Below are 26,296 nucleotides of genomic sequence, written 5' to 3'. Positions count from 1 at the left end.
ATTCACCCGATCGCGATGGACGACGGTCTGCGTTTCGCAATCCGTGAAGGCGGCCGTACCGTTGGCGCGGGCGTTGTTGCTAAAGTTCTGGGCTAATTACACGTTAATTAGTTTCGAATTAAAAAGGGCGCTTCGGCGCCCTTTTTGCTGCCCGTAATTTGAGCTCGAAATATTTAGTCGTAATTTCACTCGCTGAACTATGGCGCAAATTAAACTGTGCTATTGTAATCATAACCATTCTCATTTACACTTTGTGCAGAATTTGAACGGGAGCAATCATGTACGTTTGTTTGTGTAATGGTGTAAGTGACAAAAAAATTCGCCAGGCAGTCCGTCAGTTTCATCCGCAATCTTTCCAACAATTGCGTAAGTTTATTCCTGTGGGAAATCAATGCGGTAAGTGCATTCGCGCCGCGCGCGAAGTGATGCAGGACGAGTTGATGCAGATGCCAGAATTTAAAGAGATTGCCTGAAGCCCACGCTTATTTTTTGACATCCCGCTAGCCCCATCTACGCTCTAATAGTGGAAGCGGAGGGACTATAAAATGAAAGGTGATGTTAAAATCATAAATTATCTCAATAAACTATTGGGAAATGAGCTTGTCGCAATCAATCAGTATTTTCTCCATGCCCGGATGTTTAAAAACTGGGGCCTGATGCGTCTCAATGACGTCGAATACCATGAATCTATTGATGAGATGAAACACGCTGATAAATATATCGAGCGTATTTTGTTTTTAGAAGGAATCCCTAACTTACAGGATTTAGGCAAACTGGGGATTGGTGAAGATGTCGAGGAGATGCTGCAATCCGACCTGCGATTAGAACTGGAAGGCGCGAAGGATCTCCGTGAGGCTATCGCGTATGCCGACAGCGTTCATGACTATGTTAGCCGTGATATGATGATCGAGATCCTTGCCGATGAAGAAGGTCATATTGACTGGCTCGAAACTGAGCTGGATCTCATCGGTAAAATCGGTTTACAAAATTACCTGCAATCACAAATAAAAGTTAAAGATTAACGGCCTGCCAGCAAACTATCCCAGCCTACAACGAAACCCGCAGCCGCCAGAAATGGCCCAAACGGCAGCGGGTTTTTTAATGACTCTTTTCCTCTCATGAGCAGACCAATAACTACGGCTCCGCAAGCGAATGAGGCAGCAAGGAAAACCAGTCGTGGCAAGAAGGTCCATGTATGCCAGGCACCAAGGGCGGCGAGAAACTTCACATCACCATAGCCTAATCCTTCTTTATGACGCAGTATGCGATACCCCCAGTAAATGACAGCGAATGTGCCGTAACCAATAATCGCCCCCCATAACGCATCGGCTAAACCGTCAGGATTACAAACCTGATAGAACAAAAGACCTGACCAGAGTAACGGGCACGTAAATCTGTCAGGTAACAAGCCATGCTTTGCATCCCAGAAAAAAAGTAGGGCTGATAAACAAGCGTACAAAATCAGAAAGGGAAGGGTAGCGTCCATAAAACATCCTCTGTAATTGGAGTATCACCATCGAATAACTCCGGATGCTCAGCAACGGAGAAATCGCTGATTTGTTAACCTGGTTCCGGTGAAAAACGCTATCTTCACAACCTTACAAATTTCGTGGAATACAGCTCGCAATCTGCGCGTTGCGATTAATTTCTACCCGATGCTTGCGTCTGGCTCAGATTTGCGTATAATGCGCGGGCTTGTCGTAGTTGACAGCAGGTTCAATCTGAACCTCAGTTAGCCGAATTTGGCTACCTAACAATGCTCCCAATCGGGGAGCTACGTAAGAACGGTTACACTCTCCCATCAATCGTAATGGGTCTGAGGAGTAATCATTTTCGTTTATAAAATAATTGGAGCTCTGGTCTCATGCAGAACCAAAGAATCCGTATCCGCCTGAAAGCGTTTGATCATCGTCTGATCGATCAAGCAACCGCGGAAATCGTCGAGACTGCCAAGCGCACTGGTGCGCAGGTCCGTGGTCCGATCCCGCTGCCGACACGCAAAGAGCGCTTCACTGTTCTGATCTCCCCGCACGTCAACAAAGACGCGCGCGATCAGTACGAAATCCGTACTCACTTGCGTCTGGTTGACATCGTTGAGCCAACCGAGAAAACCGTTGATGCTCTGATGCGTCTGGATCTGGCTGCCGGTGTAGACGTGCAGATCAGCCTGGGTTAATCAGGTCATTGAGCGATTGAGAGGTTGAAACAATGATTGGTTTAGTCGGTAAAAAAGTGGGTATGACCCGTATCTTCACAGAAGACGGCGTTTCTATCCCAGTAACCGTAATCGAAGTTGAAGCAAACCGCGTTACTCAGGTTAAAGACCTGGCTAACGATGGCTACCGTGCTATTCAGGTAACCACCGGTGCTAAAAAAGCTAACCGTGTGACCAAGCCTGAAGCTGGCCACTTCGCTAAAGCTGGCGTAGAAGCTGGCCGTGGTCTGTGGGAATTCCGCCTGGCTGAAGGCGAAGAGTTCACTGTAGGTCAGAGCATTAGCGTTGAACTGTTTGCTGACGTTAAAAAAGTTGACGTAACTGGCACCTCTAAAGGTAAAGGTTTCGCAGGTACCGTTAAGCGCTGGAACTTCCGTACCCAGGACGCTACTCACGGTAACTCCTTGTCTCACCGCGTTCCGGGTTCTATCGGTCAGAACCAGACTCCGGGCAAAGTGTTCAAAGGCAAGAAAATGGCAGGTCAGATGGGTAACGAACGTGTAACCGTTCAGAGCCTTGACGTAGTACGCGTTGACGCTGAGCGCAACCTGCTGCTGGTTAAAGGTGCTGTCCCGGGTGCAACCGGTAGCGACCTGATCGTTAAACCAGCTGTGAAGGCGTAAGGAGATAGCAATGGAATTAGTATTGAAAGACGCGCAGAGCGCGCTGACTGTTTCCGAAACTACCTTCGGTCGTGATTTCAACGAAGCGCTGGTTCACCAGGTTGTTGTTGCTTATGCAGCTGGTGCTCGTCAGGGTACTCGTGCTCAGAAGACTCGTGCTGAAGTAACTGGTTCCGGTAAAAAACCGTGGCGCCAGAAAGGCACCGGCCGTGCGCGTTCTGGTTCTATCAAGAGCCCGATCTGGCGTTCTGGTGGCGTGACCTTTGCTGCTCGTCCGCAGGACCACAGTCAAAAAGTTAACAAGAAGATGTACCGCGGCGCGCTGAAAAGCATCCTGTCCGAACTGGTACGTCAGGATCGTCTGATCGTTGTCGAGAAGTTCTCTGTAGAAGCGCCGAAAACTAAGCTGCTGGCACAGAAACTGAAAGACATGGCTCTGGAAGATGTGCTGATCATCACCGGTGAGCTGGACGAAAACCTGTTCCTGGCTGCGCGCAACCTGCACAAGGTTGACGTACGCGATGCAACTGGTATCGACCCGGTTAGCCTGATCGCCTTCGACAAAGTCGTAATGACTGCTGATGCTGTTAAGCAAGTTGAGGAGATGCTGGCATGATTCGTGAAGAACGTCTGCTGAAGGTGCTGCGTGCACCGCACGTTTCTGAAAAAGCGTCTACTGCGATGGAAAAATCCAACACCATCGTACTCAAAGTTGCTAAAGACGCGACCAAAGCAGAAATCAAAGCTGCTGTGCAGAAACTGTTTGAAGTCGAAGTCGAAGTCGTTAACACCCTGGTAGTTAAAGGGAAAGTTAAACGTCACGGACAGCGTATCGGTCGTCGTAGCGACTGGAAAAAAGCTTACGTCACCCTGAAAGAAGGCCAGAATCTGGACTTCGTTGGCGGCGCTGAGTAAGTCGGAGGAGTAATACAATGGCAGTTGTTAAATGTAAACCGACATCTCCGGGTCGTCGCCACGTTGTTAAAGTGGTTAACCCTGAGCTGCACAAGGGCAAACCTTTTGCTCCGTTGCTGGAAAAAAACAGCAAATCCGGTGGTCGTAACAACAATGGCCGTATCACCACTCGTCATATCGGTGGTGGCCACAAGCAGGCTTACCGTATTGTTGACTTCAAACGCAACAAAGACGGTATCCCGGCAGTTGTTGAACGTCTTGAGTACGATCCGAACCGTTCCGCGAACATCGCGCTGGTTCTGTACAAAGACGGTGAACGCCGTTACATCCTGGCCCCTAAAGGCCTGAAAGCTGGCGACCAGATTCAGTCTGGCGTTGATGCTGCAATCAAACCAGGTAACACCCTGCCGATGCGCAACATCCCGGTTGGTTCTACTGTTCATAACGTAGAAATGAAACCAGGTAAAGGCGGTCAGCTGGCACGTTCCGCTGGTACTTACGTTCAGATCGTTGCTCGTGATGGTGCTTATGTCACCCTGCGTCTGCGTTCTGGTGAAATGCGTAAAGTAGAAGCAGACTGCCGTGCAACTCTGGGCGAAGTTGGCAATGCTGAGCATATGCTGCGCGTTCTGGGTAAAGCAGGTGCTGCACGCTGGCGTGGTGTTCGTCCGACCGTTCGCGGTACCGCGATGAACCCGGTAGACCACCCACATGGTGGTGGTGAAGGTCGTAACTTTGGTAAGCACCCGGTAACTCCGTGGGGCGTTCAGACCAAAGGTAAGAAGACCCGCAGCAACAAGCGTACTGATAAATTCATCGTACGTCGCCGTAGCAAATAATTTTAGAGGATAAGCCATGCCACGTTCTCTCAAGAAAGGTCCTTTTATTGACCTGCACTTGCTGAAGAAGGTAGAGAAAGCGGTGGAAAGCGGAGACAAGAAGCCCCTGCGCACTTGGTCCCGTCGTTCAACGATCTTTCCTAACATGATCGGTTTGACCATCGCTGTCCATAATGGTCGTCAGCACGTTCCGGTATTTGTAACCGACGAAATGGTCGGTCACAAACTGGGTGAATTCGCACCGACTCGTACTTATCGCGGCCACGCTGCTGATAAAAAAGCGAAGAAGAAATAAGGTAGGAGGAAGAGATGGAAACTATCGCTAAACATCGCCATGCTCGTTCTTCTGCTCAGAAGGTTCGCCTTGTTGCTGACCTGATTCGCGGTAAGAAAGTGTCGCAGGCTCTGGATATTTTGACCTACACCAACAAGAAAGCGGCTGTACTGGTCAAGAAAGTTCTGGAATCTGCCATTGCTAACGCTGAACACAACGATGGCGCTGACATTGACGATCTGAAAGTTACGAAAATTTTCGTAGACGAAGGCCCGAGCATGAAGCGCATTATGCCGCGTGCAAAAGGTCGTGCAGATCGCATCCTGAAGCGCACCAGCCACATCACTGTGGTTGTGTCCGATCGCTGAGACTCTGGAGACTAGCAATGGGTCAGAAAGTACATCCTAATGGTATTCGCCTGGGTATTGTAAAACCATGGAACTCTACCTGGTTTGCGAACACCAAAGAATTCGCTGACAACCTGGACAGCGATTTTAAAGTACGTCAGTACCTGACTAAGGAACTGGCTAAAGCGTCCGTATCTCGTATCGTTATCGAGCGTCCGGCTAAGAGCATCCGTGTAACCATTCACACTGCTCGCCCGGGTATCGTTATCGGTAAAAAAGGTGAAGACGTAGAAAAACTGCGTAAGGTCGTAGCGGACATCGCTGGCGTTCCTGCACAGATCAACATCGCCGAAGTTCGTAAGCCTGAACTGGACGCAAAACTGGTTGCTGACAGCATCACTTCTCAGCTGGAACGTCGCGTTATGTTCCGTCGTGCTATGAAGCGTGCTGTACAGAACGCAATGCGTCTGGGCGCTAAAGGTATTAAAGTTGAAGTTAGCGGCCGTCTGGGCGGCGCGGAAATCGCACGTACCGAATGGTACCGCGAAGGTCGCGTACCGCTGCACACTCTGCGTGCTGACATCGACTACAACACCTCTGAAGCGCACACCACTTACGGTGTAATCGGCGTTAAAGTGTGGATCTTCAAAGGCGAGATCCTGGGTGGTATGGCTGCTGTTGAACAACCGGAAAAACCGGCTGCTCAGCCTAAAAAGCAGCAGCGTAAAGGCCGTAAATAAGGAGCGTCGCTGATGTTACAACCAAAGCGTACAAAATTCCGTAAAATGCACAAAGGCCGTAACCGCGGTCTGGCGCAGGGTACGGATGTTAGCTTCGGCAGCTTCGGTCTGAAAGCTGTTGGCCGTGGTCGTCTGACTGCACGTCAGATCGAAGCAGCACGTCGTGCTATGACCCGTGCAGTTAAGCGTCAAGGTAAGATCTGGATCCGTGTGTTCCCGGACAAACCGATCACTGAAAAGCCGCTGGCAGTGCGTATGGGTAAAGGTAAAGGTAACGTGGAGTATTGGGTTGCCTTGATTCAGCCGGGTAAAGTCCTGTATGAAATGGACGGTGTTCCGGAAGAGCTGGCCCGTGAAGCATTCAAGCTGGCAGCAGCGAAACTGCCGATTAAAACCACCTTTGTAACTAAGACGGTGATGTAATGAAAGCAAAAGAGCTGCGTGAGAAGAGCGTTGAAGAGCTGAACACCGAGCTGCTGAACCTGCTGCGTGAGCAGTTCAACCTGCGTATGCAGGCTGCAAGTGGCCAGCTGCAACAGTCTCACCTGTTGAAGCAAGTGCGTCGCGATGTCGCACGCGTTAAGACTTTACTGAACGAGAAGGCGGGTGCGTAATGACCGATAAAATCCGTACTCTGCAAGGTCGCGTTGTTAGCGACAAAATGGAGAAATCCATTGTTGTTGCTATCGAACGTTTTGTGAAACACCCGATCTACGGTAAATTCATCAAGCGTACGACCAAACTGCACGTACATGACGAGAACAACGAATGCGGTATCGGTGACGTGGTTGAAATCCGCGAATGCCGTCCGCTGTCCAAGACTAAATCCTGGACGCTGGTTCGCGTTGTAGAGAAAGCGGTTCTGTAATACAGTACACTCTCTCGATACGAATAAACGGCTCAGAAATGAGCCGTTTATTTTTTCTACCCATATCTTTGAAGCGGTGTTATAATGCCGCGCCCTCGATATGGGGATTTTTAACGACCTGATTTTCGGGTCTCAGTAGTAGTTGACATTAGCGGAGCACTAAAATGATCCAAGAACAGACTATGCTGAACGTCGCCGACAACTCCGGTGCACGTCGCGTAATGTGTATCAAGGTTCTGGGTGGCTCGCACCGTCGCTACGCAGGCGTAGGCGACATCATCAAGATCACCATCAAAGAAGCAATTCCGCGTGGTAAGGTCAAAAAAGGTGATGTGCTGAAGGCGGTAGTGGTGCGCACCAAGAAGGGTGTTCGTCGCCCGGACGGTTCTGTCATTCGCTTCGATGGTAATGCTTGTGTTCTTCTGAACAACAACAGCGAGCAGCCTATCGGTACGCGTATTTTTGGGCCGGTAACTCGTGAGCTTCGTAGTGAGAAGTTCATGAAAATTATCTCTCTGGCACCAGAAGTACTCTAAGGAGCGAATCATGGCAGCGAAAATCCGTCGTGATGACGAAGTTATCGTGTTAACCGGTAAAGATAAAGGTAAACGCGGTAAAGTTAAGAATGTCCTGTCTTCCGGCAAGGTCATTGTTGAAGGTATCAACCTGGTTAAGAAACATCAGAAGCCGGTTCCGGCCCTGAACCAACCGGGTGGCATCGTTGAAAAAGAAGCCGCTATTCAGGTTTCCAACGTAGCAATCTTCAATGCGGCAACCGGCAAGGCTGACCGTGTAGGCTTTAGATTCGAAGACGGTAAAAAAGTCCGTTTCTTCAAGTCTAACAGCGAAACTATCAAGTAATTTGGAGTAGTACGATGGCGAAACTGCATGATTACTACAAAGACGAAGTAGTTAAAAAACTCATGACTGAGTTTAACTACAATTCTGTCATGCAAGTCCCTCGGGTCGAGAAGATCACCCTGAACATGGGTGTTGGTGAAGCGATCGCTGACAAAAAACTGCTGGATAACGCAGCAGCAGACCTGGCAGCAATCTCCGGCCAAAAACCGCTGATCACCAAAGCACGCAAATCTGTTGCAGGCTTCAAAATCCGTCAGGGCTATCCGATCGGCTGTAAAGTAACTCTGCGTGGCGAACGCATGTGGGAGTTCTTTGAGCGCCTGATCACTATTGCTGTACCTCGTATCCGTGACTTCCGTGGCCTGTCCGCTAAGTCTTTCGACGGTCGTGGTAACTACAGCATGGGTGTCCGTGAGCAGATCATCTTCCCAGAAATCGACTACGATAAAGTCGACCGCGTTCGTGGTTTGGATATTACCATTACCACTACTGCGAAATCTGACGAAGAAGGCCGCGCTCTGCTGGCTGCCTTTGACTTCCCGTTCCGCAAGTAAGGTAGGGTTACTAAATGGCTAAGCAATCAATGAAAGCACGCGAAGTAAAACGCGTAGCTTTAGCTGATAAATACTTCGCGAAACGCGCTGAACTGAAAGCGATCATCTCTGATGTGAACGCTTCCGACGAAGATCGTTGGAACGCTGTTCTCAAGCTGCAGACTCTGCCGCGTGATTCCAGCCCGTCTCGTCAGCGTAACCGCTGCCGTCAAACAGGTCGTCCGCATGGTTTCCTGCGGAAGTTCGGGTTGAGCCGTATTAAGGTCCGTGAAGCCGCTATGCGCGGTGAAATCCCGGGTCTGAAAAAGGCTAGCTGGTAATTGTCACCAATTGAATCACGGGAGTAAAGACAGATGAGCATGCAAGATCCGATCGCGGATATGCTGACCCGTATCCGTAACGGTCAGGCCGCGAACAAAGCTGCGGTCACCATGCCTTCCTCCAAGCTGAAAGTGGCAATCGCCAACGTGCTGAAGGAAGAAGGTTTTATTGAAGATTTTAAAGTTGAAGGCGACACCAAGCCTGAACTGGAACTTACTCTGAAGTATTTCCAGGGCAAAGCTGTTGTAGAAAGCATTCAGCGTGTCAGCCGCCCAGGTCTGCGCATCTATAAACGTAAAGATGAGCTGCCGAAAGTTATGGCGGGTCTGGGTATCGCAGTTGTTTCTACCTCTAAAGGTGTTATGACTGATCGTGCAGCGCGCCAGGCTGGTCTTGGTGGCGAAATTATCTGCTACGTAGCCTAATCGGAGGAAAAAATGTCTCGTGTTGCTAAAGCACCGGTCGTTGTTCCTGCCGGCGTTGACGTAAAAATCAACGGTCAGGTTATTACGATCAAAGGTAAAAACGGCGAGCTGACTCGTACTCTCAACGATGCTGTTGAAGTTAAACATGCAGATAATACCCTGACCTTCGGTCCGCGTGATGGTTACGCAGACGGTTGGGCACAGGCTGGTACCGCGCGTGCCCTGCTGAACTCAATGGTTATCGGTGTTACCGAAGGCTTCACTAAGAAGCTGCAGCTGGTTGGTGTAGGTTACCGTGCAGCGGTTAAAGGCAATGTGATTAACCTGTCTCTGGGTTTCTCTCATCCTGTTGACCATCAGCTGCCTGCGGGTATCACTGCTGAATGTCCGACTCAGACTGAAATCGTGCTGAAAGGCGCTGATAAGCAGGTGATCGGCCAGGTTGCAGCGGATCTGCGCGCCTACCGTCGTCCTGAGCCTTACAAAGGCAAGGGTGTTCGTTACGCCGACGAAGTCGTGCGTACCAAAGAGGCTAAGAAGAAGTAAGGTAACACTATGGATAAGAAATCTGCTCGTATCCGTCGTGCGACCCGCGCACGCCGCAAGCTCCAGGAGCTGGGCGCAACTCGCCTGGTGGTACATCGTACCCCGCGTCACATTTACGCACAGGTAATTGCACCGAACGGTTCTGAAGTTCTGGTAGCTGCTTCTACTGTAGAAAAAGCTATCGCTGAACAACTGAAGTACACCGGTAACAAAGACGCGGCTGCAGCTGTGGGTAAAGCTGTCGCTGAACGCGCTCTGGAAAAAGGCATCAAAGATGTATCCTTTGACCGTTCCGGGTTCCAATATCATGGTCGTGTCCAGGCACTGGCAGATGCTGCCCGTGAAGCTGGCCTTCAGTTCTAAGGTAGAGGTGTAAGATGGCTCACATCGAAAAACAAGCTGGCGAACTGCAGGAAAAGCTGATCGCGGTAAACCGCGTATCTAAAACCGTTAAAGGTGGTCGTATTTTCTCCTTCACAGCTCTGACTGTAGTTGGCGATGGTAACGGTCGCGTTGGTTTTGGTTACGGTAAAGCGCGTGAAGTTCCAGCAGCGATCCAGAAAGCGATGGAAAAAGCCCGTCGCAATATGATTAACGTCGCGCTGAATAACGGCACTCTGCAACACCCTGTTAAAGGTGTTCATACGGGTTCTCGCGTATTCATGCAGCCGGCTTCCGAAGGTACCGGTATCATCGCCGGTGGTGCAATGCGCGCCGTTCTGGAAGTCGCTGGGGTTCATAACGTTCTGGCTAAAGCGTATGGTTCCACCAACCCGATTAACGTGGTTCGTGCAACTATCGATGGCCTGGAAAATATGAATTCTCCAGAAATGGTCGCTGCCAAGCGTGGTAAATCCGTTGAAGAAATTCTGGGGAAATAAACCATGGCAAAGACTATTAAAATTACTCAAACCCGCAGTGCAATCGGTCGTCTGCCGAAACACAAGGCAACGCTGCTTGGCCTGGGTCTGCGTCGTATTGGTCACACCGTAGAGCGCGAGGATACTCCTGCTATTCGCGGTATGATCAACGCGGTTTCCTTCATGGTTAAAGTTGAGGAGTAAGAGATGCGTTTAAATACTCTGTCTCCGGCCGAAGGCTCCAAAAAGGCGGGTAAACGCTTGGGTCGTGGTATCGGTTCTGGCCTCGGTAAAACCGGTGGTCGTGGTCACAAAGGTCAGAAGTCTCGTTCTGGCGGTGGCGTACGTCGCGGTTTCGAGGGTGGTCAGATGCCTCTGTACCGTCGTCTGCCGAAATTCGGCTTCACTTCTCGTAAAGCAGCGATTACAGCCGAAGTTCGTCTGTCTGACCTGGCTAAAGTAGAAGGCGGTGTTGTAGACCTGAACACGCTGAAAGCGGCTAACATTATCGGTATCCAGATCGAGTTCGCGAAAGTGATCCTGGCTGGCGAAGTAACTACTCCGGTAACTGTTCGTGGCCTGCGTGTTACTAAAGGCGCTCGTGCTGCTATCGAAGCTGCTGGCGGTAAAATCGAGGAATAAGTAGCAGATGGCTAAACAACCGGGATTAGATTTTCAAAGTGCCAAAGGTGGCTTAGGCGAGCTGAAACGCAGACTGTTGTTTGTTATCGGTGCGCTGATTGTGTTCCGTATTGGCTCTTTTATTCCGATCCCTGGTATTGATGCCGCTGTACTTGCCAAACTGCTTGAGCAACAGCGAGGCACCATCATTGAAATGTTTAACATGTTCTCTGGTGGTGCTCTCAGCCGTGCTTCTATCTTTGCTCTGGGGATCATGCCGTATATTTCGGCATCGATCATTATCCAGCTGCTGACGGTGGTTCACCCAACGTTGGCAGAAATTAAGAAAGAAGGGGAGTCTGGTCGTCGTAAGATCAGCCAGTACACCCGCTACGGTACTCTGGTGCTGGCAATATTCCAGTCGATCGGTATTGCTACCGGTCTGCCGAATATGCCTGGTATGCAAGGCCTGGTCATTAACCCGGGCTTTGCATTCTACTTCACCGCTGTTGTAAGTCTGGTCACAGGAACCATGTTCCTGATGTGGTTGGGCGAACAGATTACTGAACGAGGTATCGGCAACGGTATTTCAATCATTATCTTCGCCGGTATTGTCGCGGGACTCCCGCCAGCCATTGCCCATACTATCGAGCAAGCGCGTCAAGGCGACCTGCACTTCCTCGTGTTGCTGTTGGTTGCAGTATTAGTATTTGCAGTGACGTTCTTTGTTGTATTTGTTGAGCGTGGTCAACGCCGCATTGTGGTAAACTACGCGAAACGTCAGCAAGGTCGTCGTGTCTATGCTGCACAGAGCACACATTTACCGCTGAAAGTGAATATGGCGGGGGTAATCCCGGCAATCTTCGCTTCCAGTATTATTCTGTTCCCGGCGACCATCGCGTCATGGTTCGGGGGCGGTACTGGTTGGAACTGGCTGACAACAATTTCGCTGTATTTGCAGCCTGGGCAACCGCTTTATGTGTTACTCTATGCGTCTGCAATCATCTTCTTCTGTTTCTTCTACACGGCGTTGGTTTTCAACCCGCGTGAAACAGCAGATAACCTGAAGAAGTCCGGTGCATTTGTACCAGGAATTCGTCCGGGAGAGCAAACGGCGAAGTATATCGATAAAGTAATGACCCGCCTGACCCTGGTTGGTGCGCTGTACATTACCTTTATCTGCCTGATCCCGGAGTTCATGCGTGATGCAATGAAAGTACCGTTCTACTTCGGTGGGACCTCACTGCTTATCGTTGTTGTCGTGATTATGGACTTTATGGCTCAAGTGCAAACTCTGATGATGTCCAGTCAGTATGAGTCTGCATTGAAGAAGGCGAACCTGAAAGGCTACGGCCGATAATTGGTCGCCCGAGAAGTTACGGAGAGTAAAAATGAAAGTTCGTGCTTCCGTCAAGAAATTATGCCGTAACTGCAAAATCGTTAAGCGTGATGGTGTCATCCGTGTGATTTGCAGTGCCGAGCCGAAGCATAAACAGCGCCAAGGCTGATTTTTTCGCATATTTTTCTTGCAAAGTTGGGTTGAGCTGGCTAGATTAGCCAGCCAATCTTTTGTATGTCTGTGCGTTTCCATTTGAGTATCCTGAAAACGGGCTTTTCAGCATGGAACGTACATATTAAATAGTAGGAGTGCATAGTGGCCCGTATAGCAGGCATTAACATTCCTGATCATAAGCATGCCGTAATCGCATTAACTTCGATTTATGGCGTCGGCAAGACCCGTTCTAAAGCCATCCTGGCTGCAGCGGGTATCGCTGAAGATGTTAAGATCAGTGAGCTGTCTGAAGGACAAATCGACACGCTGCGTGACGAAGTTGCCAAATTTGTCGTTGAAGGTGATCTGCGCCGTGAAATCAGCATGAGCATCAAGCGCCTGATGGATCTTGGTTGCTATCGCGGTTTGCGTCATCGTCGTGGTCTCCCGGTTCGCGGTCAGCGTACCAAGACCAACGCACGTACCCGTAAGGGTCCGCGCAAACCGATCAAGAAATAATCGGGGTGATTGAATAATGGCAAAGGCACCAATTCGTGCACGTAAACGTGTAAGAAAACAAGTCTCTGACGGCGTGGCTCATATCCATGCTTCTTTCAACAACACCATCGTGACTATCACTGATCGTCAGGGTAACGCGTTGGGTTGGGCAACAGCCGGTGGTTCCGGTTTCCGTGGTTCTCGCAAATCCACTCCGTTTGCAGCTCAGGTTGCAGCAGAGCGTTGCGCTGACGCCGTGAAAGAATACGGCATCAAGAATCTGGAAGTTATGGTTAAAGGTCCGGGTCCAGGCCGCGAATCTACTATTCGTGCTCTGAACGCCGCAGGTTTCCGCATCACTAACATTACTGATGTGACTCCGATCCCTCATAACGGTTGTCGTCCGCCGAAAAAACGTCGCGTATAACGCCTCGTTTTCCAGGTTTGTTGGAGAAAGAAAATGGCAAGATATTTGGGTCCTAAGCTCAAGCTGAGCCGTCGTGAGGGCACCGACTTATTCCTTAAGTCTGGCGTTCGCGCGATCGATACCAAGTGTAAAATTGAACAAGCTCCTGGCCAGCACGGTGCGCGTAAACCGCGTCTGTCTGACTATGGTGTGCAGTTGCGTGAAAAGCAAAAAGTTCGCCGTATCTATGGTGTGCTGGAGCGTCAGTTCCGTAACTACTACAAAGAAGCAGCACGTCTGAAAGGCAACACCGGTGAAAACCTGTTGGCTCTGCTGGAAGGTCGTCTGGACAACGTTGTATACCGTATGGGCTTCGGTGCCACTCGTGCAGAAGCACGTCAGCTGGTTAGCCATAAAGCAATTATGGTAAACGGTCGTGTTGTTAACATCGCTTCTTATCAGGTTAGTCCGAATGACGTTGTAAGCATTCGTGAGAAAGCGAAGAAGCAGTCTCGCGTGAAAGCCGCTCTGGAGCTGGCTGAGCAGCGTGAAAAGCCAACCTGGCTGGAAGTTGATGCTGGCAAGATGGAAGGTACGTTTAAGCGTAAGCCGGAGCGTTCTGATCTGTCTGCGGACATTAACGAACACCTGATCGTCGAGCTTTACTCCAAGTAAAGCTTAGTACCAAAGAGAGGACACAATGCAGGGTTCTGTGACAGAGTTTCTAAAACCGCGCCTGGTTGATATCGAGCAAGTGAGTTCGACGCACGCCAAGGTGACCCTTGAGCCTTTAGAGCGTGGCTTTGGCCATACTCTGGGTAACGCACTGCGCCGTATTCTGCTCTCATCGATGCCGGGTTGCGCGGTGACCGAGGTTGAGATTGATGGTGTACTACATGAGTACAGCACCAAAGAAGGCGTTCAGGAAGATATCCTGGAAATCCTGCTCAACCTGAAAGGGCTGGCGGTGAGAGTTCAGGGCAAAGATGAAGTTATTCTTACCTTGAATAAATCTGGCATTGGCCCTGTGACTGCAGCCGATATCACCCACGACGGTGATGTCGAAATCGTCAAGCCGCAGCACGTGATCTGCCACCTGACCGATGAGAACGCGTCTATTAGCATGCGTATCAAAGTTCAGCGCGGTCGTGGTTATGTGCCGGCTTCTACCCGAATTCATTCGGAAGAAGATGAGCGCCCAATCGGCCGTCTGCTGGTCGACGCATGCTACAGCCCTGTGGAGCGTATTGCCTACAATGTTGAAGCAGCGCGTGTAGAACAGCGTACCGACCTGGACAAGCTGGTCATCGAAATGGAAACCAACGGCACAATCGATCCTGAAGAGGCGATTCGTCGTGCGGCAACCATTCTGGCTGAACAACTGGAAGCTTTCGTTGACTTACGTGATGTACGTCAGCCTGAAGTGAAAGAAGAGAAACCAGAGTTCGATCCGATCCTGCTGCGCCCTGTTGACGATCTGGAATTGACTGTCCGCTCTGCTAACTGCCTTAAAGCAGAAGCTATCCACTATATCGGTGATCTGGTACAGCGTACCGAGGTTGAGCTCCTTAAAACGCCTAACCTTGGTAAAAAATCTCTTACTGAGATTAAAGACGTGCTGGCTTCCCGTGGACTGTCTCTGGGCATGCGCCTGGAAAACTGGCCACCGGCAAGCATCGCTGACGAGTAACCGGATCACAGGTTAAGGTTTTACTGAGAAGGATAAGGTCATGCGCCATCGTAAGAGTGGTCGTCAACTGAACCGCAACAGCAGCCATCGCCAGGCTATGTTCCGCAATATGGCAGGTTCACTGGTTCGTCATGAAATCATCAAGACGACTCTGCCTAAAGCGAAAGAGCTGCGCCGCGTAGTTGAGCCGCTGATTACTCTTGCCAAGACTGATAGCGTTGCTAATCGTCGTCTGGCATTCGCCCGTACTCGTGATAACGAGATCGTGGCAAAACTGTTTAACGAACTGGGCCCGCGTTTCGCGAGCCGTGCCGGTGGTTACACTCGTATTCTGAAGTGTGGCTTCCGTGCAGGCGACAACGCGCCGATGGCTTACATCGAGCTGGTTGATCGTTCAGAGAAAGCAGAAGCTGCTGCAGAGTAATCTGAAGCAACGTAAAAAAACCCGCCCCGGCGGGTTTTTTTATACCCGTAGTATCCCCACTTATCTACAATAGCTGTACTCTTTTTGTTCATCCCCTGGAGTATTTATGTGGTTACTTGACCAGTGGGCAGAGCGCCATATAGCAGAAGCGCAAGCGAAAGGTGAGTTTGATAACCTACCTGGTAGCGGCGAACCATTAATCCTGGATGATGATTCCCACGTGCCACCAGAATTACGTGCGGGGTATCGCTTGTTGAAGAATGCTGGTTGCTTACCGCCAGAACTTGAGCAGCGGAGGGAAGCAATTCATCTTATGGATATCCTCGAAGGTATCCGTCACGATGATCCGCAATATCAAGAGATTAGTCGTCGATTGTCATTACTGGAGTTAAAGCTGCGACAAGCAGGATTGAGTACCGATTTTTTACGCGGCGATTATGCTGACAAGTTGTTGAATAAAATCAACGATAACTAGTGGAGTATGTATGTATCGCATTGGTGAGCTGGCAAAAATGGCGGAAGTAACACCCGACACGATTCGTTATTACGAAAAGCAGCAGATGATGGAGCATGAAGTACGTACCGAAGGTGGGTTTCGCCTGTATACCGAAAGCGATCTCCAGCGATTGAAATTTATCCGCCATGCCAGACAACTTGGTTTCAGTCTGGAGTCGATCCGCGAGTTGCTGTCGATCCGTATCGATCCTGAACACCATACCTGTCAGGAGTCAAAAGGCATTGTGCAGGAAAGATTGCAGGAAGTCGAAGCACGGATAGCCGAGTTGCAGAGTATGCAGCGTTCCCTCCAACGCCTTAACGATGCCTGTTGTGGGACCGCTCATAGCAGTGTTTATTGCTCGATTCTTGAAGCCCTTGAACAAGGGGCGAGTGGCGTTAAGAGTGGTTGTTGATTTTTTGCACTGGCGGGATTACACTCGCGCCGTTAAATAACCAACTGGAGTTTTTATGAGCCGATATCAGCATACTAAAGGACAGATAAAAGATAATGCGATAGAAGCATTGCTACATGATCCTTTATTCCGACAGCGTGTAGAGAAAAATAAGAAGGGGAAAGGCAGTTACATGCGGAAAGGAAAACATGGCAATCGGGGAAACTGGGAGGCCAGTGGCAAGAAAGTAAATCACTTTTTTACCACTGGCCTTCTGCTTTCAGGGGCTTTTTAAGAGCGGTTATTCTGCTCTTTCAGCAAATCACGGATCTCGGTCAGTAATACTTCTTCTTTAGTTGGTGCAGGTGCAGCTGCTGGTTCTTCTTTTTTCCGATTCAGTTTATTGATTAGCTTAATCGCCATAAAGATGGCAAAGGCCACAATCAGAAAATCAAAGACGTTTTGAATGAAGACACCGTAATGCATAACGACTGCTGGGATATCCCCTTGCGCATCGCGTAGCGTGACAGCAAACTGTTTAAAGTCGATCCCACCAATTAATAAACCCAGCGGCGGCATGATGATATCGGCAACCAGTGAAGAGACAATCTTACCGAAGGCCGCACCGATAATGACACCCACCGCCAAATCCACCACGTTCCCGCGCATCGCAAATTCGCGAAATTCTTTAATAATGCTCATGTTATTCTCCCTATGAAGCCGACAATCATAAGTCTAACAAATGTTAAGCTATTTTCCTGCCGGGAATGAATTTAATTAATCCTTGAAAAGAAAAGGGAAATAATAAGGCGCCAGAAGACGCCTTATTAATTACAAGAAGAAAGGACTTGGCTGGAAGAGTCTTTCGACGTCGGTAATAAACTTTTTATCTGTGAGGAACATAATTACGTGATCGCCTTGCTCAATGCGCAGATTGTCATTAGCAATCATGACATCATTGCCGCGCACCACAGCACCAATAATCGTTCCTGGCGGTAGCTTGATTTCATCAATGACTCTGCCGACAACGCGTGAGGTGCTTTCATCACCGTGAGCAACGGCTTCAATAGCTTCTGCAACACCGCGGCGCAATGAGGAAACACCAACAATATCGGCTTTTCGCACGTGACTAAGCAACGCAGAGATGGTTGCTTGTTGCGGTGAAATCGCAATATCGATCACGCTCCCCTGAACCAGATCCACATAAGCGCGACGCTGGATCAATACCATCACCTTTTTCGCTCCCATGCGTTTGGCGAGCATGGCGGACATGATATTGGCTTCGTCATCGTTGGTGACGGCAATAAACAGATCAACTTGATCGATATGTTCTTCGGCCAGCAGTTCTTGATCCGACGCATCACCAAAAAAGACGATCGTATTCTGCAACTTTTCCGCCAGTTCGGCAGCGCGCTGCTGATTACGTTCGATGAGTTTAACGCTGTAATCTTTTTCCAGACGACGCGCCAGCCCTGCACCGATATTACCACCACCAACCAGCATGATCCGCTTATACGGTTTTTCCAGACGTTGCAATTCACTCATCACCGCGCGGATGTGTTGTGAAGCGGCAATAAAGAACACTTCATCACCCGCTTCAACAATGGTCGAACCTTGCGGACGAATAGGGCGATCGTGGCGGAAAATGGCTGCCACACGAGTATCGATATGCGGCATATGTTCGCGCATGGTCGAAAGTGCATTACCAATCAGCGGGCCGCCATAATAGGCTTTAACCACAGCCAGGCTGACTTTACCCTCAGCGAAGTTCACCACCTGCAATGCGCCGGGATACTCAATCAGTCGGTAAATATTATCGATAACCAACTGCTCTGGTGCGATCAGATGATCAATCGGCACAGCATCTGAATGAAATAGCTTATCGGCATCGCGCACGTAGTCAGGTGAGCGGATACGAGCGATGCGATTAGGGGTGTTGAAAAGTGAGTAGGCTACCTGGCAGGCAACCATATTGGTTTCATCTGAACTGGTTACAGCAACCAGCATATCGGCGTCGTCGGCACCTGCCTCCCGCAATACGCGTGGATGAGAGCCATGTCCCTGCACGACCCGCAGGTCAAATTTATCCTGCAAGGTCCGCAGACGCTCACCGTTGGTATCGACAACAGTAATATCGTTGTTCTCGCCAACCAGGTTTTCCGCCAGTGTGCCGCCAACCTGGCCGGCACCCAGAATGATAATTTTCATCAGTCGCGACCCGTTATCTCATCACTTTTTGATTAGCTTAGCGTAAAAGAAGCCGTCGCCCTCTTCGGCACCAGGCAGATTTTGTTTACCCGGTTGCTCTGGTGTTCCTGTTTCGCAAAGTTCGGCATCAGCGGTACGTTGCAAAAAGGCTTTAATCTGCAGGCTATTCTCTTCCGGTAACACCGAACAGGTGGCATAGATCAGGGTTCCACCGGATTTTAAATGCGGCCAAATGGCGTCGAGAATTTCAGACTGCAATTGCGCGAGTTCCGGGATATCGCGATCGCGACGTAACCATTTAATATCCGGATGGCGACGAATCACACCGGTTGCTGAACAAGGCGCATCTAATAAAATGCGATCAAACTGTTGCTCGCCACACCATTGGGAAGGGTAGCGGCCATCACCTTGTTTCACGGTCGCCTTCATACCAAGGCGTTTTAAATTGTCGTAAACGCGAGAGAGGCGCTGTTCGTCAATATCAACCGCAACAACCTGCGCTTCTGGTGCCACCTCAAGGATATGCGTTGTTTTACCGCCGGGGGCAGCGCAAAGATCCAGAATGTGTTCACCGTTTTGTGGCGCAAGCCAGGTCATGCAGCCTTGTGCTGATGCATCCTGAACGGTAACCCATCCTTCTTCAAAACCAGGTAGCACATGAACAGGTGCAGGTGTTTCCAGCCGTACAGCATCAGGGTAATCCGTATGCGGGAAGCCTTTCATTCCTGCTTCATCCAGTAAGGTAAGCCAGCTGTCGCGAGAATGATGCGTGCGATTAATGCGCAGCCACATTGGCGGACGCTGGTTATTGGCTTCAACGATAGATTGCCAATGCTCTGGGTACGCTTTTTGCAGACGCTTCAGTAACCAGGAAGGATGCAGATAACGTGCATCACTGGCATTAAACTCGGCTAATAACTCTTCTTGCTGACGTTGGAACTGGCGTAACACACCGTTAATCAACCCTTTAAGTTGAGGGCGCTTAATTGCGACAGCGCCTTCAACCGTTTCAGCCAGCGCGGCATGAGGTGGAATACGGGTATAAAGCAGTTGATACAAACCAACCATAATCAGGTAATGCACAGTGCGCTGTTTGCCGGTCATCGGACGGGCCATTAACTTATTAATCAGCCAGTCTAACTGTGAAAGCGTACGCAGTACACCAAAGCACAACTCTTGAAGAAGTGCTTTGTCTTTATCGGAAACTTTTTGCTGGAGCGGTGGCAGAATGTTGCTTAATGATTGCCCTTGCTCGACGACTTGTTCAACGGCCTGTGCCGCCATACTACGTAAATTACGTTGTTTTTTCATAAATATAAAATAAAAATGCCCGGCAAGACCGGGCTTAGAAGAGTGGACTATCAGGCCAGACGGTTGCCCGGAACAAACCATTCCCGACGAGAATTCAGGAGGTCTTGCGCGCTCATTGCTTTCTTACCCGCAGGTTGTAACGAGAGCAGGTTCAGGATGCCATCACCCGTCGCAACCTGAATGCCTTGTTTGTTGGCTTCAAGGATCGTTCCTGGGGCAGCGTTGGTTGCCGTATCAATGACCGATGCTTTCCAGACTTTAACCGGCTGTCCTTCAATTTCCAGCCAGCTCATCGGCCACGGATTAAAAGCGCGAATGCAGCGTTCAAGCTGTGCTGCCGAGAGTGACCAGTCAATACACGCTTCTTCTTTACTCAACTTTTCAGCGTAAGTGACAAGAGTTTCGTCCTGAACTTCTGTTTTCGCCGTGCCGTCTGCCAGTTGTTTCAACGTGGTGATAAGCCCTTGTGGCCCAAGCTCTGCCAGTTTGTCGTACAACGTACCACTGGTATCTTCTGCAGTAATTGGGCAGGAGAGCTTATAGAGCATGTCACCGGTGTCTAAACCAACATCCATTTGCATAATGGTCACACCAGTTTCTGCATCACCCGCCCATAGTGAGCGTTGGATTGGTGCAGCACCGCGCCAGCGTGGCAGCAGTGAACCATGAACGTTGATACAGCCAAGACGCGGCATCTCCAGCACAGCTTTCGGCAGAATTAAACCATAGGCGACGACGACCATAACATCAGCCTGCAGGTCGGCGACCAGTTGCTGGTTTTCTTGTGGACGCAGGGAAACAGGTTGAAAAACGGGCAGACCTTTTTCCTCAGCCAGAACTTTAACCGGGCTGGGCATCAGTTTTTTACCGCGTCCTGCCGGTCGGTCTGGCTGGGTGAACACGCCAACGACGTTATGACCAGAAGACAACAGCGCGTCGAGATGACGCGCTGCAAAGTCAGGTGTACCCGCAAAAATAATACGTAGTGATTCTGACACGTTAATTCTTATCCTTAAGCCCGGGCTTTCAGACGATCCAGTTTTTCAACTTTCTGACGAATACGTTGTTGTTTCAGCGGTGACAGATAATCCATAAACAGTTTGCCGACCAGGTGATCCATCTCATGCTGAATACAGATGGCTAACAGACCGTCTGCTTCCAGTTCAAATGGTTTACCGTCGCGGTCCAGGGCGCGAATTTTAACTTTCTCTGCGCGTGGCACTAAAGCACGTTGTTCAGGGATCGACAGGCAACCTTCTTCAATGCCTGTTTCGCCGCTTTTTTCTAAAAGCTCCGGATTGATTAACACCAGCCGTTCGTCACGGTTTTCCGAAACATCGATAACAATGATACGTTGATGGATATCAACCTGGGTTGCCGCCAGGCCAATACCTTCTTCTGCGTACATCGTCTCGAACATATCATCGACGATACGCTGAATTTCTGCATTCACTTCTTCTACCGGTTTAGCAACTTTGCGAAGCCGCTCGTCCGGAATATGTAACACTTGCAAAACTGACATAAATCTCCAGAGATGTGTTCAGGAGTTAGAAAGATTATTTCTTCTATTCTAGACAAATCCCCCTCTGATTGACAGCATCACTGACCAATCGCAAAGATTGCTAAGGCTGCTTATGGCAGGGAGATAAGGATGGTCGATACAGAAATTTGGCTGCGTTTAATGAGCGTCAGCAGCTTGTACGGCGATGATATGGTCCGTATAGCTCACTGGCTGGCAAAACAGTCGCATATTGATGCGGTTATATTGCAACAAACAGGGCTTACATTGCGGCAGGCACAACGCTTTCTTTCATTTCCGCCAAAGAGTATTGAGAGCTCACTTTGTTGGTTGAATCAACCAAACCATCATTTAATCTCAGCGGATAGTGAATTTTATCCTTCCCAACTTCTGGCGACAGCAGATTACCCCGGTGCGCTGTTTGTTGCTGGAGAACTGCGCGCATTGCATTCATTTCAGCTTGCTGTAGTGGGGAGTCGGGCGCATTCATGGTATGGCGAACGCTGGGGACGATTATTTTGCGAAACTCTGGCGACGCGTGGAGTGACAATTACGAGTGGACTGGCGCGAGGAATCGATGGTGTGGCGCATAAAGCGGCCTTGCAGGTGAATGGCGTCAGCATTGCTGTATTGGGGAATGGACTTAATACCATTCATCCCCGCCGCCATGCCCGGCTGGCTACCAGTCTGCTTGAACATGGCGGAGCTCTCGTCTCGGAATTTCCCCTCGATGTTCCACCTCTTGCTTACAATTTCCCGCGAAGAAATCGCATTATCAGTGGTCTAAGTAAAGGTGTACTTGTGGTGGAAGCTGCTTTGCGCAGTGGTTCGCTGGTGACAGCGCGTTGTGCGCTTGAACAGGGGCGAGAAGTTTTTGCCTTGCCAGGTCCAATAGGGAATCCGGGAAGCGAAGGGCCTCACTGGTTAATAAAACAAGGTGCGATTCTTGTGACGGAACCGGAAGAAATTCTGGAAAACTTGCAATTTGGATTGCACTGGTTGCCAGACGCGCCTGAAAATTCATTTTATTCACCAGATCAGGAAGACGTGGCATTGCCATTTCCTGAGCTCCTGGCTAACGTAGGAGATGAGGTAACACCTGTTGACGTCGTCGCTGAACGTGCCGGCCAACCTGTGCCAGAGGTAGTTACTCAACTACTCGAACTGGAGTTAGCAGGATGGATCGCAGCTGTACCCGGCGGCTATGTCCGATTGAGGAGGGCATGCCATGTTCGACGTACTAATGTATTTGTTTGAAACCTATATTCACACAGAAGCTGAGTTGCGTGTGGATCAAGACAAACTTGAACAGGATCTTACCGACGCAGGATTTGATCGAGAAGATATCTACAATGCCCTGCTTTGGCTGGAAAAGCTTGCGGATTATCAGGAAGGACTGGCAGAACCGATGCAACTGGCCTCTGATCCACTCTCCATGCGTATTTATACCCCTGAAGAGTGTGAAAGACTGGATGCCAGCTGTCGTGGTTTTCTGCTTTTCCTTGAGCAAATTCAGGTGCTTAACCTTGAAACCCGTGAAATGGTGATAGAGCGAGTGCTCGCGCTGGATACCGCTGAGTTCGACCTGGAAGACCTGAAATGGGTAATCCTGATGGTGTTGTTCAATATTCCGGGCTGCGAAAATGCGTACCAGCAAATGGAAGAATTACTCTTTGAAGTGAATGAAGGTATGCTGCATTAATCATTTCTTTAATTCAGCATAAGTTGTTATGGCGAAATCAGCACTGTTCACGGTGCGTAATAATGAGTCCTGCCCAAAGTGCGGGGCTGAACTGGTTATTCGATCCGGGAAACACGGTCCGTTTCTTGGATGCTCACAGTATCCGGCGTGTGACTACGTCCGTCCTCTGAAATCTTCAGCGGATGGACATATCGTCAAAGTTCTGGAGGGGCAGATTTGCCCTGCATGCGGCACAAATCTGGTCTTACGCCAGGGGCGCTTTGGTATGTTTGTTGGTTGCAGTAACTATCCTGAATGCGATCATACCGAACTTATCGATAAACCGGACGAAACAGCAATTACCTGTCCTCAATGTCGGACGGGCCATCTGGTCCAGCGCCGCTCCCGTTATGGCAAAACATTTCATTCCTGTGATCGCTACCCGGAGTGTCAATTTGCCATTAACTTCAAACCTATAGCCGGAGAATGCCCGGAGTGTCATTATCCGCTACTCATCGAAAAGAAAACCGCGCAGGGTGTAAAACACTTTTGTGCCAGTAAACAATGTGGAAAGCCGGTTTCGGCGGAATAATAACGTGAATAATAACCTGCAAGGAGACGCTATCGCAGCTGCGATAGATGTCCTCAATGAAGAACGTGTCATCGCCTATCCCACGGAAGCCGTTTTCGGTGTCGGGTGCGATCCTGATAGCGAAACAGCAGTGATGAGACTGTTGGAACTAAAACAGCGTCCGGTTGATAAGGGGCTGATTTTAATCGCGGCAAATTACGAGCAGCTTAAACCCTATATTGATGACTGCATGCTGACTGATGCGCAGCGTGAAACCATTTTTTCTCGCTGGCCAGGTCCCGTCACCTTTGTCTTTCCCGCGCCTGCGACAACACCGCGCTGGTTGACAGGCCGCTTTGATTCGCTTGCTGTACGAGTCACCGACCATCCGTTGGTGGTTGCTTTGTGCCAGGCTTATGGTAAACCGCTGGTTTCTACCAGTGCCAACTTGAGTGGATTGCCGCCTTGTCGAACAGTAGACGAAGTTCGCGCACAATTTGGCGCAGCGTTCCCGATTGTGCCTGGTGAAACGGGAGGGCGTTTAAATCCTTCAGAAATCCGCGATGCCCTGACGGGTGAACTGTTTCGACAGGGGTAACATAATGGAAAACTATGCTGTTTTTGGTAATCCAATAGCCCACAGCAAATCGCCATTCATTCATCAGCAATTTGCTCAGCAATTGAATATTGAACATCCCTATGGGCGCGTGCTGGCACCTATCAATGATTTCATTAACACACTGAACGCTTTCTTTAGTGCTGGTGGTAAAGGAGCGAATGTGACGGTGCCTTTTAAAGAAGAGGCCTTTGCCAGAGCTGATGAACTTACTGAACGGGCAGCGTTGGCTGGTGCTGTTAATACCCTCAAGCGGTTAGAAGATGGACGCCTGCTGGGTGACAATACCGATGGCGTAGGCTTGTTAAGCGATCTGGAACGTCTGTCTTTTATCCGCCCTGGTTTACGTATTCTACTCATCGGCGCTGGTGGGGCGTCTCGTGGTGTATTACTTCCACTCCTTTCTCTGGACTGCGCGGTGACAATCACTAATCGGACGGTATCCCGTGCGGAAGAGTTGGCTAAATTGTTTGCGCACACGGGCAGTATTCAGGCGTTGGGTATGGACGAACTGGAGGGGCATGAGTTCGATCTCATTATTAATGCAACATCCAGTGGCATCAGTGGTGATATTCCCGCGATCCCGGCATCGCTCATTCATTCAGGCATGTGTTGCTATGACATGTTCTATCAGAAAGGAAAAACACCTTTTCTGGCATGGTGTGAGCTGCGAGGTTCAAAGCGTAATGCGGATGGATTGGGGATGCTGGTGGCACAGGCGGCTCATGCCTTTCTTCTCTGGCACGGTGTTCTGCCTGACATAGAACCAGTTATAAAGCAATTGCAGGAGGAGTTGTCCGCGTGAATCAGGCCATCCAGTTTCCGGACAGGGAAGAGTGGAACGAGAGTAAAAAATGCGTTTGTTTTCCCGCTCTTGTAAATGGTATGCAGCTCACTTGCGCTATTACTGGAGAGAGTCTGGCGAACCGCTTTGCAGGAGATACGCCAGAACAGTGGTTAGCGAGTTTTCGTCAGCATCGCTGGGACCTGGAAGAAGAAGCAGAAAGCTTGATTCAGGATCAAAGCGAAGATGATCAAGGTTGGGTTTGGTTACCCTGATCCAGATACTCGTCCTTCCATTTCACGTAGTTATTCGCGGAATAGCGTAACCCGGCCTTCTCTTCATCACTTAACGGGCGGATCTGTTTGACGGGGCTACCGAGATACAGATATCCGCTCTCCAGCCGTTTATTTTGTGGGACCAGGCTACCCGCACCAATCATCACATCATCTTCTACTATTGCGCCATCAAGTAAAATTGATGCCATCCCAACCAACACTCGATTGCCAATGGTACAGCCGTGGAGCATCACCTTATGACCAACAGTGACATCTTCGCCAATGGTTAATGGGTTGCCATCTGGGTTGTATGAGGACTTATGGGTGACATGCAACATACTGCCATCCTGGATATTGGTGCGTGCTCCAATCTGTACATAATGTACATCACCACGAATCACAACGAGTGGCCAGATCCCCACATCATCAGCCAAACGAACGTCACCGATCACTACACTACTATCGTCGATCATTACGCGCTGACCGATTTGTGGAAAAAGATCGCGGTATGGGCGTAAAACATCAGACATACTCACCTCAACAATAAATGATTTCCTAATGACTTTGGGTGCATTATTGGCCTAGTGCAAGTCTTTTAGTATGCAAAAAAGCACCGTTTTGTGTGCGAATGCAGCAAAAAGGGTGAAAAAACAACAAACAGAAAAAAAGATCAAAAAAGTACTTGTGCAAAAAATTGGGATCCCTATAATGCGCCTCCGTTGAGACGACAACGTGAAACACTTCACAAGATGGTCGTAACAACAAAGAGAAAAAATCCTGAAATTCAGGGTTGACTCTGAAAGAGGAAAGCGTAATATACGCCACCTCGCGACAGTGAGCTGAAGGCCGCGTCGCAACTGCTCTTTAACAATTTATCAGACAATCTGTGTGGGCACTCGAAGATACGGATTCTTAACGTCGC

General features: G+C 49.6%; 47 protein-coding genes. 40 read left to right on the top strand and 7 right to left on the bottom strand.

The genetic code is table 11. From position 1 onward, the window contains the following. The 3 genes from ATB02_RS23735 to bfr form a co-directional block, all read left to right on the top strand. On the top strand, positions 1–96 hold a 96-nt coding region (locus tag ATB02_RS23735), incomplete at its 5' end, for an EF-Tu C-terminal domain-related protein (protein ID WP_072082015.1). A gap of 182 nt (positions 97–278) precedes the next feature. Further along, on the top strand, positions 279–473 hold the full coding sequence (gene bfd, locus ATB02_RS23720; RefSeq protein ID WP_000289090.1) for a bacterioferritin-associated ferredoxin: 195 nt from the start codon (positions 279–281) through the stop codon (positions 471–473). Positions 474–545: 72 nt separating this feature from the next. Continuing rightward, the gene (bfr, locus tag ATB02_RS23715) at positions 546–1,022 is read left to right on the top strand and encodes a bacterioferritin (RefSeq protein ID WP_000675515.1); all 477 of its coding nucleotides are present in this window, start codon (positions 546–548) and stop codon (positions 1,020–1,022) included. On the opposite strand, the gene ATB02_RS23710 is transcribed toward bfr, so the two are convergent. Beyond that, on the bottom strand, positions 1,019–1,486 hold the full coding sequence (locus ATB02_RS23710) for a prepilin peptidase (protein WP_000340159.1): 468 nt from the start codon (positions 1,484–1,486) through the stop codon (positions 1,019–1,021). The genes bfr and ATB02_RS23710 overlap by 4 nt on opposite strands. 378 nt (positions 1,487–1,864) lie before the next feature. Between ATB02_RS23710 and rpsJ the strand changes: the two genes are divergently transcribed. The 31 genes from rpsJ to arfA all read left to right on the top strand — a co-directional run bounded on the left by rpsJ (position 1,865) and on the right by arfA (position 16,704). Beyond that, a complete protein-coding gene (gene rpsJ / locus ATB02_RS23700; protein WP_001181004.1) occupies positions 1,865–2,176 on the top strand; it encodes a 30S ribosomal protein S10 in 312 nt (103 codons plus the stop codon). Between the two features lie 32 nt (positions 2,177–2,208). After that, positions 2,209–2,838 (top strand): 50S ribosomal protein L3, encoded by a 630-nt coding sequence (rplC, locus tag ATB02_RS23695; protein WP_000579833.1) that lies wholly within the window; start codon positions 2,209–2,211, stop codon positions 2,836–2,838. 10 nt (positions 2,839–2,848) lie between these two features. After that, a complete protein-coding gene (rplD, locus tag ATB02_RS23690) occupies positions 2,849–3,454 on the top strand; it encodes a 50S ribosomal protein L4 (protein ID WP_000424395.1) in 606 nt (201 codons plus the stop codon). After that, positions 3,451–3,753, top strand: coding sequence for a 50S ribosomal protein L23 (rplW, locus tag ATB02_RS23685; protein WP_000617544.1), 303 nt, complete (start codon positions 3,451–3,453; stop codon positions 3,751–3,753). Before rplD ends, rplW begins: the two co-directional genes overlap by 4 nt. A 17-nt stretch (positions 3,754–3,770) precedes the next feature. Beyond that, the gene (gene rplB, locus ATB02_RS23680) at positions 3,771–4,592 is read left to right on the top strand and encodes a 50S ribosomal protein L2 (protein ID WP_000301864.1); all 822 of its coding nucleotides are present in this window, start codon (positions 3,771–3,773) and stop codon (positions 4,590–4,592) included. Positions 4,593–4,608: 16 nt separating this feature from the next. After that, entirely contained in the window at positions 4,609–4,887 is a 279-nt protein-coding gene (gene rpsS / locus ATB02_RS23675) for a 30S ribosomal protein S19 (RefSeq protein ID WP_001138117.1), read from the top strand. Positions 4,888–4,901: 14 nt separating this feature from the next. Beyond that, positions 4,902–5,234, top strand: a complete 333-nt coding sequence (gene rplV / locus ATB02_RS23670; protein WP_000447529.1) for a 50S ribosomal protein L22 — start codon at positions 4,902–4,904, stop codon at positions 5,232–5,234. A gap of 17 nt (positions 5,235–5,251) precedes the next feature. After that, positions 5,252–5,953, top strand: coding sequence for a 30S ribosomal protein S3 (gene rpsC / locus ATB02_RS23665; protein WP_000529945.1), 702 nt, complete (start codon positions 5,252–5,254; stop codon positions 5,951–5,953). Between the two features lie 12 nt (positions 5,954–5,965). Continuing rightward, positions 5,966–6,376: a 50S ribosomal protein L16 gene (gene rplP / locus ATB02_RS23660; RefSeq protein WP_000941212.1), complete on the top strand. Its 411-nt coding sequence runs from the start codon at positions 5,966–5,968 to the stop codon at positions 6,374–6,376. Next, positions 6,376–6,567 carry a 50S ribosomal protein L29 gene (rpmC, locus tag ATB02_RS23655; RefSeq protein ID WP_000644741.1) on the top strand — a complete coding sequence of 64 codons (192 nt, stop codon included), beginning with the start codon at positions 6,376–6,378 and terminating at the stop codon, positions 6,565–6,567. The genes rplP and rpmC overlap by 1 nt, the downstream gene beginning before the upstream one ends. After that, the gene (gene rpsQ, locus ATB02_RS23650; RefSeq protein ID WP_000130100.1) at positions 6,567–6,821 is read left to right on the top strand and encodes a 30S ribosomal protein S17; all 255 of its coding nucleotides are present in this window, start codon (positions 6,567–6,569) and stop codon (positions 6,819–6,821) included. Before rpmC ends, rpsQ begins: the two co-directional genes overlap by 1 nt. Before the next feature lie 164 nt (positions 6,822–6,985). Beyond that, a complete protein-coding gene (rplN, locus tag ATB02_RS23645) occupies positions 6,986–7,357 on the top strand; it encodes a 50S ribosomal protein L14 (RefSeq protein WP_000613955.1) in 372 nt (123 codons plus the stop codon). A 10-nt stretch (positions 7,358–7,367) separates the two neighbouring features. Continuing rightward, positions 7,368–7,682: a 50S ribosomal protein L24 gene (rplX, locus tag ATB02_RS23640; protein WP_000729185.1), complete on the top strand. Its 315-nt coding sequence runs from the start codon at positions 7,368–7,370 to the stop codon at positions 7,680–7,682. A 14-nt stretch (positions 7,683–7,696) separates the two neighbouring features. Beyond that, positions 7,697–8,236 carry a 50S ribosomal protein L5 gene (gene rplE, locus ATB02_RS23635; RefSeq protein WP_001096200.1) on the top strand — a complete coding sequence of 180 codons (540 nt, stop codon included), beginning with the start codon at positions 7,697–7,699 and terminating at the stop codon, positions 8,234–8,236. A 14-nt stretch (positions 8,237–8,250) separates the two neighbouring features. After that, positions 8,251–8,556: a 30S ribosomal protein S14 gene (gene rpsN / locus ATB02_RS23630; RefSeq protein WP_001118930.1), complete on the top strand. Its 306-nt coding sequence runs from the start codon at positions 8,251–8,253 to the stop codon at positions 8,554–8,556. Positions 8,557–8,589: 33 nt separating this feature from the next. Beyond that, positions 8,590–8,982: a 30S ribosomal protein S8 gene (gene rpsH / locus ATB02_RS23625; protein WP_000062611.1), complete on the top strand. Its 393-nt coding sequence runs from the start codon at positions 8,590–8,592 to the stop codon at positions 8,980–8,982. 12 nt (positions 8,983–8,994) lie between these two features. Then, complete coding sequence (gene rplF / locus ATB02_RS23620) at positions 8,995–9,528, top strand: 50S ribosomal protein L6 (protein ID WP_000091945.1); 534 nt, start codon at positions 8,995–8,997, stop codon at positions 9,526–9,528. Between the two features lie 9 nt (positions 9,529–9,537). Continuing rightward, positions 9,538–9,891: a 50S ribosomal protein L18 gene (rplR, locus tag ATB02_RS23615; protein ID WP_000358960.1), complete on the top strand. Its 354-nt coding sequence runs from the start codon at positions 9,538–9,540 to the stop codon at positions 9,889–9,891. 14 nt (positions 9,892–9,905) lie between these two features. Next, positions 9,906–10,409, top strand: a complete 504-nt coding sequence (gene rpsE / locus ATB02_RS23610) for a 30S ribosomal protein S5 (RefSeq protein WP_000940121.1) — start codon at positions 9,906–9,908, stop codon at positions 10,407–10,409. Between the two features lie 3 nt (positions 10,410–10,412). Further along, complete coding sequence (rpmD, locus tag ATB02_RS23605; RefSeq protein WP_001140433.1) at positions 10,413–10,592, top strand: 50S ribosomal protein L30; 180 nt, start codon at positions 10,413–10,415, stop codon at positions 10,590–10,592. A 3-nt stretch (positions 10,593–10,595) separates the two neighbouring features. Next, positions 10,596–11,030 (top strand): 50S ribosomal protein L15, encoded by a 435-nt coding sequence (rplO, locus tag ATB02_RS23600; protein WP_001238917.1) that lies wholly within the window; start codon positions 10,596–10,598, stop codon positions 11,028–11,030. A 7-nt stretch (positions 11,031–11,037) separates the two neighbouring features. After that, positions 11,038–12,369, top strand: coding sequence for a preprotein translocase subunit SecY (secY, locus tag ATB02_RS23595; RefSeq protein ID WP_001118861.1), 1,332 nt, complete (start codon positions 11,038–11,040; stop codon positions 12,367–12,369). Between the two features lie 31 nt (positions 12,370–12,400). Then, entirely contained in the window at positions 12,401–12,517 is a 117-nt protein-coding gene (rpmJ, locus tag ATB02_RS23590; protein ID WP_000868187.1) for a 50S ribosomal protein L36, read from the top strand. Between the two features lie 146 nt (positions 12,518–12,663). Further along, positions 12,664–13,020: a 30S ribosomal protein S13 gene (gene rpsM / locus ATB02_RS23585; RefSeq protein ID WP_000090775.1), complete on the top strand. Its 357-nt coding sequence runs from the start codon at positions 12,664–12,666 to the stop codon at positions 13,018–13,020. A gap of 16 nt (positions 13,021–13,036) precedes the next feature. After that, on the top strand, positions 13,037–13,426 hold the full coding sequence (gene rpsK / locus ATB02_RS23580; RefSeq protein WP_001029684.1) for a 30S ribosomal protein S11: 390 nt from the start codon (positions 13,037–13,039) through the stop codon (positions 13,424–13,426). 33 nt (positions 13,427–13,459) lie between these two features. Continuing rightward, complete coding sequence (gene rpsD, locus ATB02_RS23575) at positions 13,460–14,080, top strand: 30S ribosomal protein S4 (RefSeq protein WP_000135224.1); 621 nt, start codon at positions 13,460–13,462, stop codon at positions 14,078–14,080. Positions 14,081–14,105: 25 nt separating this feature from the next. Continuing rightward, complete coding sequence (locus ATB02_RS23570; RefSeq protein ID WP_001162094.1) at positions 14,106–15,095, top strand: DNA-directed RNA polymerase subunit alpha; 990 nt, start codon at positions 14,106–14,108, stop codon at positions 15,093–15,095. 40 nt (positions 15,096–15,135) lie between these two features. Further along, positions 15,136–15,519, top strand: a complete 384-nt coding sequence (gene rplQ, locus ATB02_RS23565; RefSeq protein ID WP_001216368.1) for a 50S ribosomal protein L17 — start codon at positions 15,136–15,138, stop codon at positions 15,517–15,519. A gap of 106 nt (positions 15,520–15,625) precedes the next feature. After that, positions 15,626–15,994: a DnaJ family domain-containing protein gene (locus ATB02_RS23560; RefSeq protein ID WP_046076530.1), complete on the top strand. Its 369-nt coding sequence runs from the start codon at positions 15,626–15,628 to the stop codon at positions 15,992–15,994. A gap of 10 nt (positions 15,995–16,004) precedes the next feature. Further along, positions 16,005–16,430 carry a Zn(2+)-responsive transcriptional regulator gene (zntR, locus tag ATB02_RS23555; RefSeq protein WP_000285607.1) on the top strand — a complete coding sequence of 142 codons (426 nt, stop codon included), beginning with the start codon at positions 16,005–16,007 and terminating at the stop codon, positions 16,428–16,430. Positions 16,431–16,485: 55 nt separating this feature from the next. Next, a complete protein-coding gene (gene arfA, locus ATB02_RS23550) occupies positions 16,486–16,704 on the top strand; it encodes an alternative ribosome-rescue factor ArfA (RefSeq protein WP_000092697.1) in 219 nt (72 codons plus the stop codon). Here the strand turns inward: arfA and mscL are convergent. The 5 genes from mscL to def all read right to left on the bottom strand — a co-directional run bounded on the left by mscL (position 16,701) and on the right by def (position 21,450). Beyond that, entirely contained in the window at positions 16,701–17,111 is a 411-nt protein-coding gene (mscL, locus tag ATB02_RS23545) for a large-conductance mechanosensitive channel protein MscL (protein WP_000022442.1), read from the bottom strand. The genes arfA and mscL overlap by 4 nt on opposite strands. 129 nt (positions 17,112–17,240) lie before the next feature. Then, positions 17,241–18,617, bottom strand: coding sequence for a Trk system potassium transporter TrkA (gene trkA / locus ATB02_RS23540; RefSeq protein WP_000691382.1), 1,377 nt, complete (start codon positions 18,615–18,617; stop codon positions 17,241–17,243). A gap of 21 nt (positions 18,618–18,638) precedes the next feature. Beyond that, positions 18,639–19,928: a 16S rRNA (cytosine(967)-C(5))-methyltransferase RsmB gene (gene rsmB, locus ATB02_RS23535; RefSeq protein WP_105272329.1), complete on the bottom strand. Its 1,290-nt coding sequence runs from the start codon at positions 19,926–19,928 to the stop codon at positions 18,639–18,641. 50 nt (positions 19,929–19,978) lie between these two features. Then, positions 19,979–20,926 (bottom strand): methionyl-tRNA formyltransferase, encoded by a 948-nt coding sequence (gene fmt, locus ATB02_RS23530; protein ID WP_105272328.1) that lies wholly within the window; start codon positions 20,924–20,926, stop codon positions 19,979–19,981. A 14-nt stretch (positions 20,927–20,940) separates the two neighbouring features. Further along, the gene (def, locus tag ATB02_RS23525) at positions 20,941–21,450 is read right to left on the bottom strand and encodes a peptide deformylase (protein ID WP_000114984.1); all 510 of its coding nucleotides are present in this window, start codon (positions 21,448–21,450) and stop codon (positions 20,941–20,943) included. A gap of 129 nt (positions 21,451–21,579) precedes the next feature. On the opposite strand from def, the gene dprA reads away from it, so the two are divergent. The 6 genes from dprA to ATB02_RS23495 are packed head-to-tail and all read left to right on the top strand — an operon-like array spanning position 21,580 to position 25,374. After that, positions 21,580–22,704: a DNA-protecting protein DprA gene (gene dprA / locus ATB02_RS23520; RefSeq protein ID WP_039021472.1), complete on the top strand. Its 1,125-nt coding sequence runs from the start codon at positions 21,580–21,582 to the stop codon at positions 22,702–22,704. After that, complete coding sequence (gene smg, locus ATB02_RS23515) at positions 22,676–23,149, top strand: DUF494 family protein Smg (RefSeq protein ID WP_000460672.1); 474 nt, start codon at positions 22,676–22,678, stop codon at positions 23,147–23,149. Before dprA ends, smg begins: the two co-directional genes overlap by 29 nt. 28 nt (positions 23,150–23,177) lie before the next feature. Next, a complete protein-coding gene (locus ATB02_RS23510; RefSeq protein WP_105272327.1) occupies positions 23,178–23,720 on the top strand; it encodes a DNA topoisomerase family protein in 543 nt (180 codons plus the stop codon). Positions 23,721–23,724: 4 nt separating this feature from the next. Further along, positions 23,725–24,297 carry an L-threonylcarbamoyladenylate synthase type 1 TsaC gene (gene tsaC, locus ATB02_RS23505; protein WP_105272326.1) on the top strand — a complete coding sequence of 191 codons (573 nt, stop codon included), beginning with the start codon at positions 23,725–23,727 and terminating at the stop codon, positions 24,295–24,297. Positions 24,298–24,301: 4 nt separating this feature from the next. Then, the gene (aroE, locus tag ATB02_RS23500; protein WP_000432883.1) at positions 24,302–25,120 is read left to right on the top strand and encodes a shikimate dehydrogenase; all 819 of its coding nucleotides are present in this window, start codon (positions 24,302–24,304) and stop codon (positions 25,118–25,120) included. Then, the gene (locus tag ATB02_RS23495; RefSeq protein ID WP_001070585.1) at positions 25,117–25,374 is read left to right on the top strand and encodes a DUF1488 domain-containing protein; all 258 of its coding nucleotides are present in this window, start codon (positions 25,117–25,119) and stop codon (positions 25,372–25,374) included. Before aroE ends, ATB02_RS23495 begins: the two co-directional genes overlap by 4 nt. Here the strand turns inward: ATB02_RS23495 and ATB02_RS23490 are convergent. Further along, positions 25,350–25,904 (bottom strand): gamma carbonic anhydrase family protein, encoded by a 555-nt coding sequence (locus ATB02_RS23490; protein ID WP_001286209.1) that lies wholly within the window; start codon positions 25,902–25,904, stop codon positions 25,350–25,352. The genes ATB02_RS23495 and ATB02_RS23490 overlap by 25 nt on opposite strands. Positions 25,905–26,296 lie beyond the last annotated feature (392 nt).

The sequence above is a fragment of the Escherichia sp. MOD1-EC5189 genome, assembly GCF_002966045.1.
In the GTDB taxonomy this organism is placed as follows: Bacteria; Pseudomonadota; Gammaproteobacteria; order Enterobacterales; family Enterobacteriaceae; genus Escherichia; species Escherichia coli_F.
Note: the sequence above shows the minus strand (reverse complement) of the source record. Positions and strands in the feature narration are given on the sequence as shown.